A 15,649-nucleotide genomic window follows, 5' to 3' on the forward strand; every position below is an offset into this window, starting at 1 on the left:
ATACGCTCCTTGGTTAGCGGAACAGGCGATACTCGTTACACAGCACCAGTTGCGCCGGTTCATCTTCTTCAATGTCGTTATAGCGGGCGATGGGTTGCAGGAAATGGTTATCGTGGTCGTCATCATTGACGGAAGAGACCTCGCCGACCAGCACGTCGCCAAAACCTTCCTCAGCCCAGAAGCTGTGATACAGGCCGGGAGTCAGGCAGATGCTTTCGCCGGGTGCCAGGCGCAGACGGCTGCCCGCCGCATGGGTTTGCCGACAGCCATCAATCACAACGCTGATGTCGCTATTCTCCGTTTGTTCCCGGATGTCGGCGTTCCACAGTTCAACAATCAAATTACCGCCGCCGCGATTGATAATGTCTTCGCGCTTGCGCCAGTGAAAATGCATTGGCGTGACCTGCGCATCGCGGACATGCATGATTTTTTCCGCGTAACATTTCTCATAAGGCATGCCTTTCGGCGAACCATTACGCAGCGTGAAGAGCGTTAAGCCCTGAGCGGCGAAGTTGTTGCCGCCGAAGGCGGTGACATCCCAGCCGAGTTTGAGGTCAAAGACTTCGCTCCAGGCCGAGGCATCGAGTTTGCGCCACTGGGTTGGCGGAAAACTGGCAAAAGGGGGGAGGTGCACATCGTGCTGGGAAAAGAACTGGCGCGTATGGCCAAGAATTTCGTTTATTGCGGAGCGCTTCATGGGCAGAATTCTCCTTGTGTGGCGTCGCCAGGCAGGCCTGATAGCACAGCGCTTATCAGGCCTGCACAGAGGCGGCTTCCGTTATTTCACTGTCCAACCCTTATAACTGCCGACGTTGTTTTTATCGATCATCGTCACCGGGATCAGCACAGGCTCTTTCGGGGCGGGTTTCCCCTGTAATATGTCATAGCCGATTTCGACCGCTTTGGCTGCCATGACTTGCGGATCTTGTGCTGGCGTCGCCACAAACAGTGAGTTTTCACGCTTCAGTGCCTCTTCTCCATCTGGCGAACCATCCACGCCCACGATAAAGAATTCGCTACGTTGAGCCTGTTTTGCCGCCAGATCGGCACCGATCGCGGTGGGATCGTTAATCGCAAACACGCCGTCGATCTTCGGATTGGCCGCCAGTAATGCGGTCATGATCTCCAGACCGCCTTCGCGGCTGCCTTTGGCGTTCTGATTATGTGAAAGCACCTTAATATCCGGGTGGCGTTTAAATTCGGTCTGGCAGCCTTCCACACGGTTTTGTACGGCAGAAACTGGCGGCCCGTTGATGATCACTACGTTACCTTTGCCTTTCAGGCGGTCAGTGATGTACTTACAGGCCATTTCCCCTGCCTGGGTGTTATCGGAGGTGATGGTGGCGTCCGCGCCTTCCGCCGCCACGTCAACGGCGACCACGACAATGCCCGCATCTTTCGCGCGTTTGACCGCCGGGCCGATCCCTTTGGAGTCCGCCGCGTTAAGAATGATCATGTCCACTTTGGCGGCGATAAAGTTGTCGATCTGCGAGACCTGCTGTCCCAGATCGTAACCGCTGGAAACCAGCGTGACTTTAACGCTATCGCCTGCCAGCTTGCGTGCTTCCAGCTCCGCGCCTTTGGTGATCTGCACGAAGAACGGATTGGCAAGATCGCCCACCGTGACGCCGATTGATTTCAGTTCTTTTGCCTGCACATAGGGCGTCGCGGCAAGCAGTGCGCCAGCACAGAGCGCGGTAACTAATGGCTTCAAACGCATGTTGTCTTCCTCGTAGCTGTAGGGTTTTGTTGTTATGCACTTTGATGATGCCGGGTACGGTATTTGTCGATCAGCACCGCTATGATGATCACCGCCCCTTTGATCACCAGCTGCCAGAAATAAGAAACGCCCATCAGCGTCATGCCGTTATTGAGCGTGGCGATAATCAGCGCACCCACCAGCGTGCCGGTAATGGTGCCGATCCCGCCGACAAAACTGGTGCCGCCGAGGATCACCGCCGCGATGGCATCCAGCTCGTAGCCCATCCCTAAGTTGCCGTTGGCGCTGTACAGTCGCGAGGCGCTCATGACGCCGCCGAGCCCCGAGAGCAGGCCGCTCATGCCGTAGACGAACAGCAGCACCAGCCACACTTTGATGCCGGTTAACCGCGCCGCCTGCATATTGCCGCCGACCGCGTAGATATGAACGCCCAGCGTCGTGCGCCGCAGAATGAACCAGCACACCACGACCACCGCCAGCGCGATAACCACCAGCCACGGCACCGGCCCGAGATAGTTGTTGCCGATCCACTCAAAGTTGATATTGGAATTGATCACCGTCGTGCCGTCCGCCAGCAGATAGGCCGCGCCACGCAGCGCGGTGTAAGTGCCGAGCGTAACGATAAAGGGCGGTAATCCGGCAAAGGCAACCAACGCGCCGTTAAACAGTCCCAATAGCAGACCGAGCATCAGCGCCGCCGGAATCGACAACATGGCAAGTTCAGGCGTTAGCGAAACCACCATCGCCGCGACGGCTGTCGTACCGAGAATCGACCCCACGGAGAGGTCGATCCCGCCGGTCAGAATGATAAATGTCATTCCGGCGGCCAGAACGATGTTAATCGACGCCTGGCGGGTAATATTCAGCAGGTTGCTCTCGGTAAAAAAATTGGGTGCGATAAAACCAAATACCGCCACAATCAGGATCAGAATCGGCAAAATACCGACCGTTTGCATCAGATCGCTCATCAGCATCTTTTTTGCGGAGGCCGATTTCGCCACCTGCTGGGGAGTGGTTGGATTATTCATGGGGCACCGCCTGATGATGGGAGTCGTTCACGCCGGTTGCCAGCGTCATAATGTTTTCCTGGGTGATGCTTTGCCCGTTCAGCTCGCCGGCAATACTGCCTTCGCGCATGACGTATACCCGATCGCTCATGCCGACGACTTCCGGCAATTCGCTGGAGATCATCAGGATCGCCACGCCTTTACGCGCCATGTCGTTCATGATCCGGTAGATCTCGCTTTTTGCCCCCACGTCCACGCCGCGCGTGGGCTCGTCGAGGATCAAAATACGCGGGCCGATCGCCACCCAGCGTGAGATCAGTAATTTCTGCTGATTGCCGCCGGACAGGCCGCCTGCGCGAACCTGGGCATGCGGTACGCGGATGTTGAGCAACCGGATGGCGTCATCGGAAATGGTCTGCGCTTTTTTGCGATCCAGCATGCCCCAGTTGGCGTCACGCTCGAGTGTCGCCATGGTGATGTTCTCTGCCGCTGCCAGTTCTAAAAACAGCCCCTGTTCTTTGCGGTTTTCCGTCAGAAAGCCGATGCCGTGGTCAATGGCTTCCCGTGGGGAGTGGATCACCACCGGCTCGCCGTCCACTTCAATCATGCCGCTGATGGCTTTACGTACGCCAAAAATCAGCTGCGCCAGTTCGGAACGTCCGGCGCCGACCAGTCCAGCCAGGCCGACAATCTCCCCGGAACGCACCAGTAAACTGCATGGCTGGACTTTGCTGCCGTCGGTCAGGTGATGCACGTTCAGACGCGCTTTACCTAAGGGGATATCGCGATCTTTGTTGAACAGATCGCTTAACGGGCGTCCCACCATCATGCGCACCAGTTCGGAGGCGTTGAGTTTGTCGCGAGTCAGGCTGCCAACGTACTGCCCGTCGCGTAATACGCTGACGCGATCCGAGAGTTCATACACCTCCGCCATGCGGTGGCTGATATAGATAATCGCCATGCCTTCATCGCGCAGACGCATAATCAGTTCAAAGAGGCGATGGGTTTCACGTGAGGAGAGGGCGGCGGTGGGTTCATCCATGACCAGAATGCGACTGTTACGGTGCAGGGCGCGGGCAATTTCCACCTGTTGCTGTTCGGCGATGGTGAGCGTCATCACCCGATCGCTGGCTTTAAACTGCGCGCCAAGCCGGTCGATGACCTTCTGCGCCTGCATCACCATCTCTTTACGCTGGACCAGGCCTGCGCGTGACAGTTCGCTGCCGAGAAAGATGTTTTCGGCCACCGTCAGATTCGGTGCGAGCTGCATCTCCTGATAAATCAGCGTAATACCCGCACTCAGCGCATCTTTGGGTCCACGAATATGAAACGGCTGGCCGTCGATCAGGATGTCACCGCTGGTGGCGGTGTAGGCACCGGCGAGGATTTTCATCAGGGTACTTTTCCCCGCGCCGTTTTCGCCCATCAGAGCGTGGATCTCACCGGGCCAGACCGTCAAATCGACCCCTTTCAGCGCGTAAAATTTGCCAAACGCTTTGGCAATGTTGCGCATCTCCAGAACGGGTGTCCTGCTCATGGCGGATCTCCTGTGGGGTGGCCGATATCAGCAGTCCATCACAGGAATGTAAATGCAAAATGTCAGAAGCCGTTCATATTTGTCATATTGCGATTTTTCTTCATGGAGCGTGATATGCCGCAACCCGGACGTCGCTTTTTCGCCAGTGCGCGCGGGCGATTGCTGTTTTTCAATCTGCTGGTGGTGGCGGTCACGCTGATGGTGAGCGGCGTGGCTGTGCTGGGATTTCAGCACGCCAGCCAGATCCAGGAGCAGGTGCAGCAGCAAACGGTTGACGACATGACCGGTAGCATGAATCTGGCGCGCGACACGGCAAACGTGGCGACGGCGGCGGTGCGGCTTTCACAGGTGGTGGGGGCGCTGGAATACAAAGGCGAAGCGGAACGATTACAGGAGACCCAGCGCGCGCTTAAGCATTCGCTGGAGCAACTGGCCGCCGCCCCGCTGGCGCAACAGGAACCGGGGCTCGTCGGACGTATTATTCAGCGTAGCAACGAACTACAAAGTAGCGTGGAAGGCATGTTGCAGCGCGGGCAGCGGCGGCATCTGGAGCGTAACGCGCTGCTCAGCTCGCTGTATCAGAATCAAAGTTATTTACGCCATCTGCAACAACTGACTCATGCGCAGGATGACGTACTGCTGGGGCAGATGGATCGCTTAATCGTCGCCGCCATTGAAACGCCAACGCCGCGTTCAGTGATTAAACAACTGGACAGCGTGATGCCTGGACTACCTGCGAACAATAGCAGTCTGCTGATTAACGGCATTCTCAGCGACTTCATTCAGGAACTGCAGAAGCTGGAGCCGCTGTCGTCAGCGCTGGAGCAGAGCGATCTGGCGATCAACTGGTATATGTTTCATATCAAAGCGTTGGTCGCGATCCTCAACAATGACATCAATCAGTATGCCTCACAGGTGGCGTTAATCTCTGAACAGCGGGTGGCGCAAAGCCATCAGGAACTGCAGTCCGGGGCGCTGTTTATTATGATTTTTGCGCTGCTGGCGGTGGTCATTACCGCTTTCGCCGGCTGGTATATCTACCGCAATCTTGGCTCCAACCTGACGGCTATTTCCGCGGCGATGACCCGGCTGGCGCATGGCGAATCGGACGTCAGCGTTCCGGCACTGCAACGGCGCGATGAACTGGGAGAGCTGGCGCGCGCCTTCAGCGTTTTTGCCCGTAACACGGCTTCGCTGGAACACACCACCCGGTTGCTGAAAGAAAAAACCACCCAGATGGAAATCGACCGAACCGAGCGTCAGGGGCTGGAAGAAGCGCTGCTGCACAGCCAAAAACTCAAGGCGGTAGGGCAACTGACCGGCGGGTTAGCGCATGACTTCAATAACCTGCTGGCTGTAATTATCGGTAGCCTGGATCTCGTGAATCCCGATTCCCCCGATGCGCCGCGTATCAACCGGGCGCTCAAAGCCGCCGAGCGTGGGGCGATGCTGACCCAGCGGCTGCTCGCCTTTTCGCGTAAACAGTCTTTACATCCGCATGCGGTGGAGTTGAAAACCTTGCTGGAAAACCTGGGCGAGCTGATGCGCCACTCGCTCCCGAACACGCTGACGCTGGAGATCGAGGCCCAGTCGCCCGCCTGGCCGGCGTGGATCGACGTCAGCCAACTGGAAAATGCCATTATTAATCTGGTGATGAACGCCCGTGATGCGATGGACGGGCAGGTGGGCACGATTAAAATTCGCACCTGGAATCAGCGCGTCACGCGCAGCGACGGACGCAAGCAGGATATGGTTATGCTGGAAGTGGCTGACCAGGGAAGCGGTATGTCACAGGAGGTGAAAGCGCAGGTCTTCGAACCGTTTTTCACCACCAAACAAACGGGGAGTGGCAGTGGACTGGGGCTGTCGATGGTGTACGGGTTTGTGCGCCAGTCCGGAGGGCGTGTGGAAATTGAGAGCGCGCCGGGACAAGGCACTACCGTCAGGTTACAGCTTCCTCGCGCCATTGTGCCTGTGCAGGCTCAGGCAGAACCGCTGCCGGAGCAGGTTTCTGTTAGCACCGATAAGCTGGTGCTGGTCCTGGAAGATGAAGCCGACGTACGTCAGACGTTGTGTGAACAATTGCACCTGCTGGGCTATCTGACCTTAGAAGCGGCCAACGGCGAGCAGGCGATGCAAATGCTGGCAGCGTCAGCCGAGATTGATATTTTTATCAGTGACTTAATGCTACCGGGCAGTTTAAGCGGTGTGGACGTCGTGAACCACGCGTTGAAGCATTATCCACAGCTGTCCATTCTGCTGATCAGCGGCCAGGATTTACGCCCGGCGCATAACCCGGCGCTACCGGAGGTGGCGTTATTGCGTAAACCTTTTACCCGGGGAGAGCTGGCACAAGCGCTACGCCATCCGCGCAATTGAGATTCCTCCGCTACTCGCGTGAAAGCGCTTTGATTACCGTGAGATGAGTTTCTTTTCGAGGCGGGTTTTATGAAATGTTCCCCGACATTCTTTGTATTCAGTTTGCTGATGCTGAGTAGCGTTTCGGTACAGGCGGATATTATTGATGACGCCATCGGTAATATTCAACGTGCCGTCAGCGACGCCTATAAACCGGATAACAATCGCGATTACGACGATTCACGCGATGAAAGCTGGCAGCGCCAGATGAGTGACGATCGCCGCAGGCAGTACGATAATCGTCGCCGTCAGTTTGAAGACCGCCGTCGTCAGTTAGATGACCGCCAGCGTCAGCTCGATCAGGAACGGCGTCAGCTTGAAGATGAAGAGCGCAGAATGGAAGAGGATTACGATCGTTAGCGCAGCCTTTCGCTGGCGAGATGATAAACTTCGCTGCGTTCGCGTTTACCTACCGCAACGACAGCGATGATCAGGGTGTCGTCAATGACTTGATAAACAAGACGAAACCCTGAGGTTCGTAGCTTGATTTTATAGCAATCTTTTACTCCCCTAAGCTTTGCAGAGGGGATATGGGGATTTTCACAACATTTCTTAAGTTTCTTAGCAAATTGCTGTTGAATGGTTTTATCCAGTTTTTGCCATTCTTTCAGCGCGTCTTCCCTGAACTTTACCGTATAACTCATAAATAGCTGTCCAGATCCACGTCCACCAGTGGCTGTTGACTACGTTCATTGACTAACTTAACCAGTTGCTGATCGTCCAGGGCATCAAGCATTTTTTCGTAAAGCGCTGCGGGAACGCAATAAAAGGCGGGTTGATTACGGTTCAGTATTGCGACCGGAAATCCATCCCCGGCGCTGACAGTCGCCATCGGGTTCTTTTTCAGTTCACTCACGCTGGCGGTGGTATCGCTTAAGATGATATGCGGCATAGTTCCTCCTAAAGACCTTTTAACTGGTCTTAGAATAGGATGTCAGAGACCGGTTAACAAGTCTTATTGTGCGGTGTAAAGCCTAACCCAACGTAATCTCCATTCCGTCGTATCCGGCTTCAATCCCTGCGGGTAAAGGGTTTTCCATCATCCACAGATCGAACTGATGGCTGATATGCGTCAGGATCACCCTCGGGCAGCGGATTGCCTCATTAAGCGTGATGATGGTCGTTAAATCACTGTGATTACGCGGTGGTTCGGGGCGTGGAGCATGGCTGCAGTCGATGACTATCACCTGTGGCGGATTGTTGATCAGAAACTTCAGCGTCTTGTCGGGCAGTCCGGCGGTATCCGTGAGCCACGCCACGCGGCTGTGCGCGGTTTCCAGCAGGTAACCAAACGTGAGTTTTGAGTGGTTGAGGGGTAACGGCGTCACCCGTAACCCCTGCAGTTCAAACACCACAAACGGCTCGACGGTACGGCTAAAATCCAGAATACCGGGATGTTTAAACAGATCGTCGCAGCCCTGCTCATCCGGCGGGCCGTACACCGGAATCGTCGCTCCCACACCCCAACGCAGCGGAAACAGCCCCTGCACATGATCCATATGGTAGTGGGTTAACAGAAATTGTCGGAAGCTGCCCGCCGGCCAGTCGTCCATCAGATGGGGGATACCCGCGTCGAGTAGCGTTACCGCCTCGTTAAACCTGACCACCCCGCTGCAGGGGCGACGGCGGTATTGCGTGTGCAAACGCGCCCGCTGGCAGGCTGCGCAGTCACAGCCAAAAACCGGTACCAGCTGCGCGCCGCCCGTTCCTGAAAGCGTGAGTGTCAGACTCATCCTTCCCCCTACAACGGTTTAGTGAAGCGGTAGTGGCTCTGCGTATAGCCTTCGCGCTGATAAAAACGATGGGCGTCGTGGCGTTGAATACTGGTAGAAAGCTCGGTCATCTCTGCACCCGCCTCGCGTGCTGTCGCTTCAGCCCAGGCCAGAAGCTGGCTGCCCACTTTTAGCCCACGCGCCTGTGGCATGACCACCAGTTCCTGAATCTCGCCAATCCAGTTGGCGTGGTGCAGATGAAACTGTAAATGCAGGCCTATCATCCCAACAATCTGTCCATCCAGCAGTGCCAGTTGGTAATACATATTGGGATCCTGCAGATTTGACGCATACCCGGTGCTGAAGGCCTGGTGGTCGAATTTTCCCTGTTTCAGTTCACAAATCAGCGCGTAAACGGCATCGACATCGTACAGCGTGGCACGACGTAATTCACAGACAGACATGTTTCTTCTCCTTGCGTCCCATCAGTGTGAGTAACGTATCGACAGACTGTAGCAAACTTCCATCATTGTTGAGGATATGACAATCAAACGGTGCGTAGCGGGCAGCGCGTTCGAGACGGGCGGCGATTTCCGTTTCGCTCTCCCGTCCACGTGTCTGCAGGCGCTGGCGTAAAATGGCAGGCGAAACCTGTAAGCAGATGGGCAGCAAAGCGGAGCCATAGCGGGTCTGCGCCTGCGGCAGATGCGCGCGCGAGCCGTTGACGATCACATCAAACCCGGCATGTAACCAGAGATCAATCTCCACGCCTATGCCGTAGTAAAAACCGTTGGCGTGCCAGCTTAACGCCAGCAGATTCTGTCCGGCGCGGGTAAAAAATTCTTGTTCACTGAGGGCGATGTGGTTTTCATTGCCGGCGTTTGCGGCTCGGGTGATGTAGCGATGCGCCACCAGCAGCTGTGCCTGTTCCTGCTGGCGGAGCGCCGCCAGCAAACTGTCTTTACCGGAGCCTGATGGCCCCATCAGCCAGATCAGTTTTCCCATAGTCAGAATACCCTTTTTCCCTGACGCCAGACGTGGTCGATATGGACGTTGCCGCTTTTACGGTGCGCCAGCACCAGATCCGCTCGTTTACCTTCAGCGATGATGCCGCGATCGTTAAGATTCAGCGCCCGCGCCGGGTTGTGCGTGACCAGTTGAATCGCCTGCGGCAGCGTAAAGCTGTTGGCCTCGTCATCGGCGACGCGAAAGGCTGCGTCGAGCAGGCTGGCGGGGTAGTAATCGGAAGAGAGAATGTCCAGCAGGCCTAATTCTGCCAGCTTATGCGCCGCGACGTTGCCTGAGTGGGAGCCGCCGCGCACGATGTTTGGCGCGCCCATCAGCACATTCATGCCATGCTGACGCGAAGCCTCTGCCGCTTCAAACGTGGTGGGAAATTCGGCGATCACGCTGCCAAGCTGGTGCGATTCCAGCACATGTCCCTGAGTGGCGTCATCGTGGCTCGCCAGCGCAATGTGACGGTCACGGCACATCTGCGCAATCGCGGCGCGGTTCGGCTGTGACCAGCGCGCGGCCAGGGCCAGCTGTTCTTCTTCATAACGGGCCATCTGCTCATCCGTGAGCGAATATTTGCCCTGATAGTACTCACGATACTTCTCGCGGTTGGCGAACTGACGCTGACCCGGCGAGTGATCCATCAGCGAAACCAGCGTCACCGGCTCGCGACCGACCAGTTTTTCGAACAGCGGCAGGGTGGTGTGGTGCGGCAGTTCACAGCGCAGGTGCAAACGATGCTCGGCACGGTTAACGCCGCGTTTTTGTGTCTCTTCGACGGCATTGATCATCTTCTCCAGATTTTCCAGGCGGTCGCCGCCGTCACGCACATCGCCAATGGCGACGGCATCCAGCACGGTGGTAATGCCGCTCGCCACCATTAAGGCATCGTGGCTGCTCATCGCCGAATGGGCGGGCCAGTCTACCTTTGGACGTGGGGTAAAGAATTTATCGAGATTATCGGTATGCAGTTCGATTAATCCCGGCAGCAGCCAGCCGCCTTCACCGTCCAGCGCCTCGGGAAGACGGCTCTGGGTTTCAGCAAAAGCGCGGATAATGCCGTCCTGAATTTCCAGCGATCCCTGCACCACGTCATCTTTCAGCACCAGTTTTACGTTGTTGATAATCATGCTGTTGTTCCCATCAGATGCAAACGATCCGCCACGCGGTCGCGTACGGATTGATCGTGAAAAATACCGACAATGGCCGCACCGCGGGCTTTTGCCTCTTCAATCAGCGCCACCACGGCCGCGCTGTTTTTGGCGTCCAGCGATGCGGTAGGCTCATCAAGCAGCAGAATCGGGTAATCGACGATAAACCCGCGGGCGATGTTGACGCGCTGCTGTTCACCACCGGAAAAGGTTGACGGCGCAAGGTGCCACAGACGCTCAGGGACGTTCAGACGCGTGAGCAGGTTTGCGGCTTTGGCGGCGCACTCCTCGCGGGAGACGCCCAGATCCAGCAGCGGCTGCATCACCACGTCCAGCGTGGAAATCCGTGGGATCACGCGCAGGAACTGGCTGACCCAGCCGATAGTGGCGCGACGCACGTCCAGCACTTTGCGCGCCGGAGCTTGCACCAGATCCACCCATTCATCGTTGTGGCGAATGTGGATGTGCCCTTCATCCGGCAGGTAGTTAGCGTACAACGAACGCAGCAGCGTGGATTTTCCGCTACCGGAGTGGCCATGCAACACCACACATTCCCCGTTTTTGACGTCCAGCGTGGCGTTTTGCAACACCGGCAGGCGCACACCGTTTTGCTGGTGTAACACAAAGGTTTTACTGACATTTTCTACGCGGATCATGATGGCCTCTTAGTTTTGCAATACCGATGACACCAGCAGTTGGGTATACGGGTGATGGGGATCGTCGAGCACTCGGTCGGTTAATCCACTTTCCACCACCTGACCCTGTTTCATGACCAGCAAACGGTCTGCCAACAGACGGGCAACGCCCAAATCATGGGTGACAATCACCACCGCCAGATCCAGTTCCACCACCAGGCCACGCAGCAGGTCCAACAGCCTGGCCTGCACCGAGACATCCAGCCCGCCGGTCGGCTCATCCATAAACACCAGTTTGGGATGGGTGACGAGGTTACGGGCGATCTGCAAACGCTGCTGCATGCCGCCGGAGAAGGTGGTCGGCAGGTCGTCGATACGCGAGGCCGGGATCTCAACTTCCTCCAGCCAACGCTGCGCGGTGGCGCGAATGTCACCATAGTGGCGCGCGCCGGTGGCCATCAGACGTTCGCCGATATTGCCCCCCGCCGACACCTGGCGACGCAGGCCGTCCATGGGATGCTGGTGCACCACACCCCATTCGGTGCGCAGCAGGCGGCGGCGGTCGGCCTCGCTCATGCCATACAGCGAATGGTTTTGATACAGAATCTCGCCGGACTGCGGTGTCAGGCGTGAGGAGATCGATTTCAGCAGGGTAGTTTTACCGGAACCGGACTCCCCGACGATACCCAGTACTTCGCCAGGCCACAGGTCAAAAGAGACATCGCTGAAGCCTTTGCCCGGCGCGTAGAGATGGGTCAGGTTGTTGACGGAAAGCAGCGGTTGCGTCATTTGCTCAGGGCCTCGCTCTGTTGGCGGCAGTAATCAGTGTCGGAGCAGACAAACATGCGTTTGCCCGTGTCATCGAGCACCACTTCGTCGAGATAACTGTGGGTTGAACCGCAGATGGCGCAGGGTTCATCCCAGCGCTGTACGGTGAACGGGTGATCGTCAAAATCGAGGCTTTCGACCCGGGTATAAGGTGGAACGGCGTAGATCCGTTTTTCACGGCCCGCGCCAAACAGTTGCAGGGCCGGCATCCTGTCCATCTTTGGGTTGTCGAATTTGGGGATGGGCGACGGGTCCATTACGTAGCGCCCGTTGACCTTCACCGGATAGGCGTAGGTGGTGGCGATATGGCCGAAGCGGGCGATATCTTCATACAGTTTCACCTGCATGATGCCGTACTCCTCCAGCGCGTGCATGGTGCGGGTTTCCGTTTCGCGCGGCTCGATAAAGCGCAGCGGTTCCGGGATTGGCACCTGGAAGATAATGATCTGATCTTCCGTCAGCGGTGTTTCCGGGATGCGGTGGCGGGTCTGGATCAGCGTGGCGTCTTCCGTCCGCTCTGTGGTATTTACCCCCGTCACGCGTTTGAAGAAGTTGCGGATCGACACGGCGTTGGTGGTGTCATCCGCCCCCTGGTCGATCACTTTCAGCACATCCGGCTCGCCAATCACGCTGGCAGTCAGCTGGATCCCGCCGGTACCCCAGCCGTAGGGCATCGGCATTTCGCGCCCGCCGAACGGCACCTGGTAACCGGGAATCGCCACCGCTTTTAAAATGGCGCGGCGGATCATGCGTTTGGTCTGCTCATCCAGGTATGCAAAGTTGTAGCCGGAGAGGTTAGTGGTCACGGGAAGCCTCCTGTTGCAGGCGTTTAAGCAGTTCCAGCTCGGCCTGGAAATCGACGTAATGGGGGAGTTTGAGGTGCGAAACAAAACCCGCCGCCTCGACGTTATCCGCATGCGCCAGCACGAACTCTTCGTCCTGCGCCGGTCCCGTAACCGTTTCATCGTAGTCAGGTGCCTGTAGGGCGCGGTCCACCAGTGCCATCGCCATGGCTTTACGTTCGCTCATACCGAACACCAGGCCGTAGCCGCGGGTAAAATGCGGCGCTTCGTTTTCCGGTGCGACAAAACCGTTCACCATTTCGCACTCCGTCATCAGCAGTTCGCCGACGTTCACCGCAAATCCCAGCTCTTCCGGTACGGTTTCCAGCGCCACATAGCCGCTGCGGATCTCTGCGGCAAACGGGTGATTACGCCCGTAGCCGCGCTGGGTTGAGTAGGCGAGTGCCAGCAGATAGCCTTCATCGCCGCGCATCAGTTGTTGCAGGCGCGAGGCGCGTGAACAGGGATAAACCGGCGGCGTGCGGGTGATATCGTCGGGCGCTGCGCCGTTATCCTCTTCACGCTTCGCCAGTCCCTGTTTTGCCAGCAGAGAGAAGACGTGTGGGGAAGATTCTTGCGAGTCATCCGCGGTAGACAACGAGGGCGATTCGCCATTTGCCAGCAGGGTAAAGTCGAGCAGACGATGGGTGTAGTCGTAGGTTGGACCTAACAACTGCCCGCCGGGGATATCCTTGTAGACGGCGGAGATGCGGCGTTCCAGGCGCATATCTGCGCTGTTTACGGGTTCGCTGACGGCCAGTTTTGCCAGCGTGGTGCGGTAGGCGCGCAGCAGAAAGATCGCTTCGACGTTATCGCCGCTGGCCTGTTTTAACGCCAGTGCCGCCAGTTCGCGGTCGGCAATGCCGCCTTCGGTCATGACCCTGTCGACGGCCAGATTCAACTGCTGTTCAATTTGCGCCACGCTCAGTTCGGCAATGGCGTCATCGCCCCGGCGTCGGTTTTCTTGCAGTGCGTGGGCGCTGGCTATCGCCTTCTCACCCCCTTTAACGGCGACGTACATCAGCACACCTCCACATGGGTGGTTCGCGGAATCGCCAGCAGTCGTTCGCCGCAGGTCAGGATCAGATCCACGCCTAGCGGGAACGGATGCGGGCGTTCGGTCAGTTCATGAATAAGGCATTCCGGCAGTTGCGGCGCGATCATCCGCTCTTCGGCGATACCGGCGCCAGTCAGGCGTAGCATGCGACCACCGCTTAAACCGGCGACCTGCACAATCAGCGTGGCGCTGGTCTCAGGTGCGACCGCAGAGCCGCAGGAGAGCGCGTTAAGCTGCGCGTTGCTGATCCGTTCGTCGGCAACCGCAAAAGCGGCTTGCTGCGGTTGATCCACCAGCGCCGCGTTGGTGTGAAAACGCAGGTTCTGGCGGGCAATATCGTTATCCATGCCAGGCGCCAGCCAGACCGGCGTATCGCCATCGACCAGCGTCAGTAGCACGCTGGTGGTGGCGAGATTCAGTGGCTGCCAGCCGTGTTTCAGTTGATGCAGGGCGACGATGACGCCCGGTTCGCTCATGGCCTTCAGCAGACGACGAAAGCTCTGTTGCGCATCCTGGACAGGTAAGTTAAAGGCGGTTTGTAAAGTCATGCGTTGTCTCCGCGTACCAGCGTGAAGAAATCGACCCGGCTGGCGTTCACTTCGGTGCGGCGAGCGCGAATCAGCGCATCGCGTTCCGCTTCCAGCGGGGTAATCAGGGTTTCCATCAAGTTTTGGAAATGTGTGTGTTCCTGCAGTAGCGCATCAATCACGGCGCACTGCTCGGCATGGTGTTTATTGCGTCCCAACAGATAGCTGTAGCCCAGCGTGCCGCTCTTGAGGCGCACCACGGCGCGAGTGAGCGTGGTGTCACCAGCAAAGAAGCGGTTACCGGTGCCGCCCATGCGTGCCTGAATCTGCATCAGCCCGATTTCAGGTGCGCGGATCAATTCATATTCCGGCGTCAGCTTCAGTGCCTGCAGACGGGCGTTCAGGGCATCGGCGTTGCTGTAAGCCAGCGCACGCATCCAGCGCTGGCGGGTGGCGGTATCAAAGTGCATTTGGTCGGTGCTCCATGGTGAATTCGATCATGTCGGCGCGGGTCAGACTGACGGAGTATTCCGCCGCGTGTTCTTCGCCTTCACGGTGGTTCAGGGTGCGCACGCACAGCAGCGGCGCCATATTGGGGATTTCCAGCACCTTGCTCTCTTTGGCCTGGGCGCGGCGGGCGCTGATACGCGTCTGTGTGCGCTGTAATATCAGACCCGACTGTTCGCGCAGGTAGTCGTGCAATGAGCCGCTCTTAAAGCCCTGCAGCAGTGGCCAGAGGGTGAGGTCGGAGAAGTAGTGGTCGATCTGGCACAGGGCGATACCGTTCACCCGACGCAGGGTGCGCAGGTGAATGACGTTGTCGCCCTCTTTGACGCTCAGCGCGTCGGCAATGTGACTGGACGCCGGGCGCAGCACCGCCAGCAGTTTTTCGCTGGTGGGATGGCTGCCCTGATCCAGCAGATTCTGACTAAAGCGCGCCTGGGCATTGAGCGGGTAATCGAACGGGCGCATCAGCACCAGCACGCCGACGCCCTGGCGACGCTGCACCCAACCGCGCTCAACCAACTGGTCGATGGCGCGGCGCAGCGTGTGGCGGTTTACCTCGTAGCGCGCGGCAAGCTGATGCTCGGCGGGCAGGTAGTCGCCGCAGCGATAATGTTGACGAAGCTCCTGCTCAAGTCTCGCGGCAATTTCCTGATAACGCGTGGGATAACTGGTCGGATGTGTAGACAAGTGCATA

At 57.6% G+C, this 15,649-nt stretch carries 19 protein-coding genes; 2 read left to right on the plus strand and 17 right to left on the minus strand.

The window, feature by feature from the left end; genetic code table 11:
* Positions 1 to 13: 13 nt before the first annotated feature.
* The 4 genes from N7268_RS07055 to N7268_RS07070 all read right to left on the minus strand — a co-directional run bounded on the left by N7268_RS07055 (position 14) and on the right by N7268_RS07070 (position 4,264).
* Entirely contained in the window at positions 14 to 697 is a 684-nt protein-coding gene (locus tag N7268_RS07055) for a D-lyxose/D-mannose family sugar isomerase (protein ID WP_260862263.1), read from the minus strand.
* 81 nt (positions 698 to 778) lie between these two features.
* Positions 779 to 1,720, minus strand: coding sequence for an ABC transporter substrate-binding protein (locus N7268_RS07060; RefSeq protein WP_260862264.1), 942 nt, complete (start codon positions 1,718 to 1,720; stop codon positions 779 to 781).
* 32 nt (positions 1,721 to 1,752) lie between these two features.
* Positions 1,753 to 2,748, minus strand: a complete 996-nt coding sequence (locus N7268_RS07065) for an ABC transporter permease subunit (protein WP_198907218.1) — start codon at positions 2,746 to 2,748, stop codon at positions 1,753 to 1,755.
* Positions 2,741 to 4,264, minus strand: a complete 1,524-nt coding sequence (locus N7268_RS07070; protein ID WP_260862265.1) for a sugar ABC transporter ATP-binding protein — start codon at positions 4,262 to 4,264, stop codon at positions 2,741 to 2,743. Before N7268_RS07070 ends, N7268_RS07065 begins: the two co-directional genes overlap by 8 nt.
* 114 nt (positions 4,265 to 4,378) lie before the next feature.
* Here N7268_RS07070 and N7268_RS07075 point away from each other — a divergent pair, with 114 nt between their 5' ends.
* Positions 4,379 to 6,643: a hybrid sensor histidine kinase/response regulator gene (locus N7268_RS07075; protein WP_260862267.1), complete on the plus strand. Its 2,265-nt coding sequence runs from the start codon at positions 4,379 to 4,381 to the stop codon at positions 6,641 to 6,643.
* 69 nt (positions 6,644 to 6,712) lie between these two features.
* Positions 6,713 to 7,042, plus strand: a complete 330-nt coding sequence (gene yjdP, locus N7268_RS07080; RefSeq protein ID WP_198907221.1) for a DDRRRQL repeat protein YjdP — start codon at positions 6,713 to 6,715, stop codon at positions 7,040 to 7,042.
* On the opposite strand, the gene N7268_RS07085 is transcribed toward yjdP, so the two are convergent.
* The 13 genes from N7268_RS07085 to phnF form a co-directional block, all read right to left on the minus strand.
* Positions 7,039 to 7,326, minus strand: coding sequence for a type II toxin-antitoxin system RelE family toxin (locus N7268_RS07085; protein ID WP_260862268.1), 288 nt, complete (start codon positions 7,324 to 7,326; stop codon positions 7,039 to 7,041). The two genes, yjdP and N7268_RS07085, sit on opposite strands and share 4 nt — an antisense overlap.
* Positions 7,323 to 7,574: a type II toxin-antitoxin system Phd/YefM family antitoxin gene (locus N7268_RS07090; RefSeq protein WP_260862269.1), complete on the minus strand. Its 252-nt coding sequence runs from the start codon at positions 7,572 to 7,574 to the stop codon at positions 7,323 to 7,325. Before N7268_RS07090 ends, N7268_RS07085 begins: the two co-directional genes overlap by 4 nt.
* 82 nt (positions 7,575 to 7,656) lie before the next feature.
* Complete coding sequence (gene phnP, locus N7268_RS07095; RefSeq protein ID WP_260862270.1) at positions 7,657 to 8,415, minus strand: phosphonate metabolism protein PhnP; 759 nt, start codon at positions 8,413 to 8,415, stop codon at positions 7,657 to 7,659.
* 8 nt (positions 8,416 to 8,423) lie between these two features.
* Positions 8,424 to 8,858, minus strand: coding sequence for an aminoalkylphosphonate N-acetyltransferase (gene phnO / locus N7268_RS07100; RefSeq protein WP_260862271.1), 435 nt, complete (start codon positions 8,856 to 8,858; stop codon positions 8,424 to 8,426).
* Positions 8,845 to 9,399 carry a ribose 1,5-bisphosphokinase gene (phnN, locus tag N7268_RS07105; protein ID WP_260862272.1) on the minus strand — a complete coding sequence of 185 codons (555 nt, stop codon included), beginning with the start codon at positions 9,397 to 9,399 and terminating at the stop codon, positions 8,845 to 8,847. The genes phnO and phnN overlap by 14 nt, the downstream gene beginning before the upstream one ends.
* 2 nt (positions 9,400 to 9,401) lie before the next feature.
* Positions 9,402 to 10,538, minus strand: coding sequence for an alpha-D-ribose 1-methylphosphonate 5-triphosphate diphosphatase (gene phnM, locus N7268_RS07110; protein WP_260862273.1), 1,137 nt, complete (start codon positions 10,536 to 10,538; stop codon positions 9,402 to 9,404).
* A complete protein-coding gene (phnL, locus tag N7268_RS07115; RefSeq protein WP_260862274.1) occupies positions 10,535 to 11,215 on the minus strand; it encodes a phosphonate C-P lyase system protein PhnL in 681 nt (226 codons plus the stop codon). Before phnL ends, phnM begins: the two co-directional genes overlap by 4 nt.
* A 9-nt stretch (positions 11,216 to 11,224) precedes the next feature.
* Positions 11,225 to 11,983, minus strand: a complete 759-nt coding sequence (gene phnK / locus N7268_RS07120) for a phosphonate C-P lyase system protein PhnK (RefSeq protein ID WP_260862276.1) — start codon at positions 11,981 to 11,983, stop codon at positions 11,225 to 11,227.
* Complete coding sequence (gene phnJ / locus N7268_RS07125) at positions 11,980 to 12,771, minus strand: alpha-D-ribose 1-methylphosphonate 5-phosphate C-P-lyase PhnJ (RefSeq protein ID WP_260863531.1); 792 nt, start codon at positions 12,769 to 12,771, stop codon at positions 11,980 to 11,982. Before phnJ ends, phnK begins: the two co-directional genes overlap by 4 nt.
* Positions 12,772 to 12,817: 46 nt before the next feature.
* On the minus strand, positions 12,818 to 13,885 hold the full coding sequence (locus tag N7268_RS07130) for a carbon-phosphorus lyase complex subunit PhnI (protein WP_260862277.1): 1,068 nt from the start codon (positions 13,883 to 13,885) through the stop codon (positions 12,818 to 12,820).
* On the minus strand, positions 13,885 to 14,469 hold the full coding sequence (phnH, locus tag N7268_RS07135) for a phosphonate C-P lyase system protein PhnH (protein ID WP_198907232.1): 585 nt from the start codon (positions 14,467 to 14,469) through the stop codon (positions 13,885 to 13,887). The genes N7268_RS07130 and phnH overlap by 1 nt, the downstream gene beginning before the upstream one ends.
* The gene (gene phnG / locus N7268_RS07140; RefSeq protein WP_198907233.1) at positions 14,466 to 14,918 is read right to left on the minus strand and encodes a phosphonate C-P lyase system protein PhnG; all 453 of its coding nucleotides are present in this window, start codon (positions 14,916 to 14,918) and stop codon (positions 14,466 to 14,468) included. The genes phnH and phnG overlap by 4 nt, the downstream gene beginning before the upstream one ends.
* Positions 14,908 to 15,648: a phosphonate metabolism transcriptional regulator PhnF gene (gene phnF, locus N7268_RS07145; protein WP_260862278.1), complete on the minus strand. Its 741-nt coding sequence runs from the start codon at positions 15,646 to 15,648 to the stop codon at positions 14,908 to 14,910. The genes phnG and phnF overlap by 11 nt, the downstream gene beginning before the upstream one ends.
* Position 15,649 lies beyond the last annotated feature (1 nt).

Source organism: Citrobacter sp. Marseille-Q6884 (genome assembly GCF_945906775.1).
GTDB lineage: Bacteria > Pseudomonadota > Gammaproteobacteria > Enterobacterales > Enterobacteriaceae > Citrobacter.

Bases quoted from the DNA above. Each gene is read 5' to 3' on its own strand.
- N7268_RS07055 (WP_260862263.1), bottom strand. From the start codon at position 697: ATGAAGCGCTCCGCAATAAACGAAATTCTTGGCCATACGCGCCAGTTC.
- N7268_RS07060 (WP_260862264.1), bottom strand. From the start codon at position 1,720: ATGCGTTTGAAGCCATTAGTTACCGCGCTCTGTGCTGGCGCACTGCTT.
- N7268_RS07065 (WP_198907218.1), bottom strand. From the start codon at position 2,748: ATGAATAATCCAACCACTCCCCAGCAGGTGGCGAAATCGGCCTCCGCA.
- N7268_RS07070 (WP_260862265.1), bottom strand. From the start codon at position 4,264: ATGAGCAGGACACCCGTTCTGGAGATGCGCAACATTGCCAAAGCGTTT.
- N7268_RS07075 (WP_260862267.1), top strand. From the start codon at position 4,379: ATGCCGCAACCCGGACGTCGCTTTTTCGCCAGTGCGCGCGGGCGATTG.
- yjdP (WP_198907221.1), top strand. From the start codon at position 6,713: ATGAAATGTTCCCCGACATTCTTTGTATTCAGTTTGCTGATGCTGAGT.
- N7268_RS07085 (WP_260862268.1), bottom strand. From the start codon at position 7,326: ATGAGTTATACGGTAAAGTTCAGGGAAGACGCGCTGAAAGAATGGCAA.
- N7268_RS07090 (WP_260862269.1), bottom strand. From the start codon at position 7,574: ATGCCGCATATCATCTTAAGCGATACCACCGCCAGCGTGAGTGAACTG.
- phnP (WP_260862270.1), bottom strand. From the start codon at position 8,415: ATGAGTCTGACACTCACGCTTTCAGGAACGGGCGGCGCGCAGCTGGTA.
- phnO (WP_260862271.1), bottom strand. From the start codon at position 8,858: ATGTCTGTCTGTGAATTACGTCGTGCCACGCTGTACGATGTCGATGCC.
- phnN (WP_260862272.1), bottom strand. From the start codon at position 9,399: ATGGGAAAACTGATCTGGCTGATGGGGCCATCAGGCTCCGGTAAAGAC.
- phnM (WP_260862273.1), bottom strand. From the start codon at position 10,538: ATGATTATCAACAACGTAAAACTGGTGCTGAAAGATGACGTGGTGCAG.
- phnL (WP_260862274.1), bottom strand. From the start codon at position 11,215: ATGATCCGCGTAGAAAATGTCAGTAAAACCTTTGTGTTACACCAGCAA.
- phnK (WP_260862276.1), bottom strand. From the start codon at position 11,983: ATGACGCAACCGCTGCTTTCCGTCAACAACCTGACCCATCTCTACGCG.
- phnJ (WP_260863531.1), bottom strand. From the start codon at position 12,771: ATGATCCGCCGCGCCATTTTAAAAGCGGTGGCGATTCCCGGTTACCAG.
- N7268_RS07130 (WP_260862277.1), bottom strand. From the start codon at position 13,885: ATGTACGTCGCCGTTAAAGGGGGTGAGAAGGCGATAGCCAGCGCCCAC.
- phnH (WP_198907232.1), bottom strand. From the start codon at position 14,469: ATGACTTTACAAACCGCCTTTAACTTACCTGTCCAGGATGCGCAACAG.
- phnG (WP_198907233.1), bottom strand. From the start codon at position 14,918: ATGCACTTTGATACCGCCACCCGCCAGCGCTGGATGCGTGCGCTGGCT.
- phnF (WP_260862278.1), bottom strand. From the start codon at position 15,648: ATGCACTTGTCTACACATCCGACCAGTTATCCCACGCGTTATCAGGAA.